We start from the raw sequence: 3,488 nt of genomic DNA, 5'->3' as shown, positions 1-3,488 counted from the left end.
CCCGACCGCAAGGCCCGCCGCGCGGCGCTCCTCCGATCCGCTGGCCACCGCGCCGTCGACCCGGCCCGAGACGCTGACCGGTCAGGCCTACCGGAAGATCGAGGAACTGATCGTCACGCTGGAGCTGCGCCCCGGCACCGCGATGTCGGAGGCCGAGTTGTCGCAGCGTCTCGGCATCGGTCGCACGCCGGTGCGCGAGGCCCTGCAGCGGCTCGCTCGCGAACACCTCGTGTCGATCCTGCCGCAGCGCGGCAACCTGGTGTCCGAGATCGACGTGCGCAAGCAACTGCGCCTGCTGGAGACGCGCCGCGAGGTGGAACGGCTGATCGTGCGCTGCGCCGCGCGCCGCGCCGGCGACGACGAGCTCGCCGAGTTCACCGAGCTCGCCAAGGCCTTCGAGGCGGCCGCGATCAGCGGCGATGCCACCGCCTTCATGCGCGCAGACAAGGCCTTCAACGATCTGAGCCTGAAGGCCGCACGCAACGAGTTCGCGGCCGGCGCGATGGGCCTGATGCACGGCCTGTCGCGGCGCTTCTGGTTCCTGCACTACCGCCAGGCGGCCGACCTGCCGGCCATGGCGGCGCTGCACGGCCGGCTGGCGCGCGCGATCGTGGCGCGGGACGAGGCTGCCGCGGCCCACGCCCTCGACGCGCTGCTCGACAACCTGGAAGAGTTCACCAAGGCGACGGTGTCGGTCGAGGTCTGATCGCGCTTCTGGCCGGTGGGCTCGGTGGGGACGAATCCGCAACCGGGTTGATCCACGGCGCGTACTCGGGGATCACCTCGTCGCACCCCGCGATCGGTCGATGGCATGGGGCAGGTCCGGCCTGCGATGTCCGGCCCCCGCTGTAGACGGCGGTGGCGCCACAAGCGTGACCCTGTCGCCTCGCGCTCTAACGCGGCAGCGGGACTGAGCGCCCGAAAATAGATTCTCATTCTGTACAAACCTGCAGAAATGCATAGAATGAGATTCACAATGCCAGCCAAAGCACCTCCTGTCGGCGAACTCCTCGCCACCCGGCTACAGGCCTTGGGGGAGCGCATTCGCGCCCACCGTGGACGCCAGAAAGTCAGCGCCACAGTGGCCGCGGAAGCCGCGGGCATGTCCCGGGTGACCTGGCACCGCATCGAACGGGGCGAGCCTTCCGTGACCATGGGTGCCTACCTCAGCGCCATCGACGCGATCGGGTTGCAACTGGAGCTTCGCGATCCGCAGGCCCGCCCGGCCACTGCCGACAGGGCCAGCCTGCCGGAGCGTGTGCGGCTGGGCGATTTTCCCCAGCTCAAGCGCCTGGCCTGGCAACTGCACGACGTCGAAGAACTCAGCCCGGTGGATGCCTTGAACCTATACGAGCGCAACTGGCGTCACATCGACCAAGCCCGTATGGAGCCGGCCGAGCGTGCACTGCTCCAAGTCCTGGTGGACCAACTCGGCGGGGGGCGCCTGCTTGTTTGAACGGCCGCATCACCGCCGCATCGCGACCATCCTCGCAGCCCTGGACGCCGACGTCCTGGTGGCGAACGACTGCCTCTTCGGTGGCGGAACCGCCATGGCGCTGCGGTACGGCGAATACCGTGAGTCGGTCGACATCGACTTCCTAGTCTCCAGGGTCGAGGGCTATCGCCAACTGCGGCAACGGCTGACCGGCCCGGAAGGCATGCGCGCCCTCTCGCGGCCCGGCCACACACTGAACCAGGCCCGCGAGGTGCGCGCAGACCAATACGGCCTCCGCACCCTGCTGCAAGTCGATGGCGCCGACATCAAGTTCGAGATCGTGCTCGAGGGCCGGATCGAGCTGGAAGCTCCCGGTGCGGACGATTGGCAGTGCGGCGTGGCGACGCTGACGCCGCTGGACATGGTGACGAGCAAGCTGCTGGCCAACTCCGACCGCTGGCGCGACGATGCCGTGATGAGCCGGGATCTGATCGACCTGGCGATGATGGCGCCGCCCAAGGCGCTGATGAAACGGGCCATGGCCAAGGCCCAAGGTGCCTACGGCGACAGTGTGGCAGCCGACTTGGCGCGCGCCGTGGAGGACCTGCGAGCACGACCCCACCATCTGGACGCGTGCATGAAATCGATGGCGATGACCACCGTGTCGAAGGCGGCGCTATGGGCTCGCATCAAGGCGCTGGTGCGCTGAAGCACCGACTTCGACGGCGCGAAGAAGAAGGCGCTCGAGGATGGCGCCGGCGCGAGCCCTCCGATAGCGTGAACAGGCCCTAGCGTCACACGTGCCGCCGCTTCTCCACCATGTTCATGAACTGCTCGTACTCGCGGTCGTCGACGCCATAGCTGTGGTCGTCGTCGGGGAAGCGGCCGGTCTTCACCTCGTCGACGTAGGCCTTCAGGCCCTGCACCGCCACCTCGGTCAGGTTGGCATAGCGCTTCGTGAACTTGGGCTTGAAGTCGGTGAACACGCCCAGCAGGTCGTAGGACAGCAGGATCTGGCCATCGCAGCCGGCCCCGGCACCGATGCCGATGGTGGGGATCTCGAGCTGCTTCGAGATCAGCGTCGCGATCTTCGCCGGCACCGCCTCGAACTCCAGCATGAAGCAGCCGGCGTCCTGGATCGCGAACGCGTCCTCCAGGATCTTCATCGCCGCCTCGGCGGTGCGGCCCTGGATCTTGAAGCCGCCGAACATCGCGATGGTGTGCGGTGTGAGCCCGATGTGCGAGGCGGTCGGGATGCCCGAGTCGACCAATGCCTTCAGGATGTGCGCCTGCGATCTGCCGCCCTGCGGCTTGACCGCGTCGCAGCCGCCGTCCTGCATGAAGCGGGTGGCGTTGAGCAGCGCGCGGTCCACCGTGTTGTAGCTCTGGTAGGGCATGCAGCCCAGCGTGAAGGTGCGTGGCGCGCCCCGCCGCACCGCCTGTGCGTGCATCACCATCATGTCCATCGTCGCCGGCACGGTGCTGCTGTGACCGTGCGCGACCATCGCCAGGCTGTCGCCGACCACGGCCACGTCGACGCCGGCCAGCTCGGCCCACTTGGCCGAGGTGTAGTCCGGCACCGAGGTGTAGACCATCTTCTCGCCGCTCTTCTTCGAGTCGCGGATCTCGGTGATGGTGCGCTTCTTGCGCTCGGGTGGGGCAGCGGCGGCATCGGACATGGCGGTCTCCTTCGAGCATTTGATATGTCACTAGCATATCAATGTTCGACAGGACGCCAATGCGGGGAAACGCCGCGCTGCGCGGCGGTCGGCGGCCGAGCCGCTCAGGCGCGGCCGGCTCCATCGACGAGTTGCCGCGCCAGCCGGTTGTGCCGCCGCACCAGAGCCGGCAGTTCCAGCGTGGTCAGCTCGCCGTCGCGCACCACCACGCGGCCGTGCACGAGGGTGTGGCGGGCGCGCGGCGGCTGGCAGAACAGCAACGCGGCCAGCGGGTCGTGCAGCGCGCCGGCCAGGCCCACGTCGTCGAGCCCGAAGATCGCCAGGTCGGCCGCCATGCCGGGTGCGAGCACGCCGATGTCGTCGCGGTTCAGCAC

Annotated in this window: 4 protein-coding genes and 1 pseudogene; 3 read left to right on the top strand and 2 right to left on the bottom strand. The window is 68.4% G+C overall.

What is annotated here, in order from left to right:
• Window positions 1-40 precede the first annotated feature (40 nt).
• The 3 genes from x551_RS19855 to x551_RS19845 all read left to right on the top strand — a co-directional run bounded on the left by x551_RS19855 (window position 41) and on the right by x551_RS19845 (window position 2,144).
• A complete protein-coding gene (locus x551_RS19855) occupies window positions 41-706 on the top strand; it encodes a GntR family transcriptional regulator (protein ID WP_081782295.1) in 666 nt (221 codons plus the stop codon).
• A 270-nt stretch (window positions 707-976) separates the two neighbouring features.
• Window positions 977-1,456: a helix-turn-helix transcriptional regulator gene (locus x551_RS23790; protein WP_051495948.1), complete on the top strand. Its 480-nt coding sequence runs from the start codon at window positions 977-979 to the stop codon at window positions 1,454-1,456.
• Complete coding sequence (locus x551_RS19845) at window positions 1,401-2,144, top strand: nucleotidyl transferase AbiEii/AbiGii toxin family protein (protein WP_253950426.1); 744 nt, start codon at window positions 1,401-1,403, stop codon at window positions 2,142-2,144. The genes x551_RS23790 and x551_RS19845 overlap by 56 nt, the downstream gene beginning before the upstream one ends.
• Before the next feature lie 85 nt (window positions 2,145-2,229).
• Here x551_RS19845 and panB read toward each other — a convergent pair whose 3' ends face one another.
• Both panB and x551_RS19835 read right to left on the bottom strand, forming a co-directional pair.
• Entirely contained in the window at window positions 2,230-3,114 is an 885-nt protein-coding gene (gene panB, locus x551_RS19840) for a 3-methyl-2-oxobutanoate hydroxymethyltransferase (protein WP_036236024.1), read from the bottom strand.
• 104 nt (window positions 3,115-3,218) lie between these two features.
• Window positions 3,219-3,488: pseudogene (locus x551_RS19835) on the bottom strand (8-oxoguanine deaminase); the annotation flags it as partial.

This window comes from Methylibium sp. T29, assembly GCF_000576205.1.
Lineage (GTDB): Bacteria > Pseudomonadota > Gammaproteobacteria > Burkholderiales > Burkholderiaceae_C > Methylibium > Methylibium petroleiphilum.
Note: the sequence above shows the minus strand (reverse complement) of the source record. Positions and strands in the feature narration are given on the sequence as shown.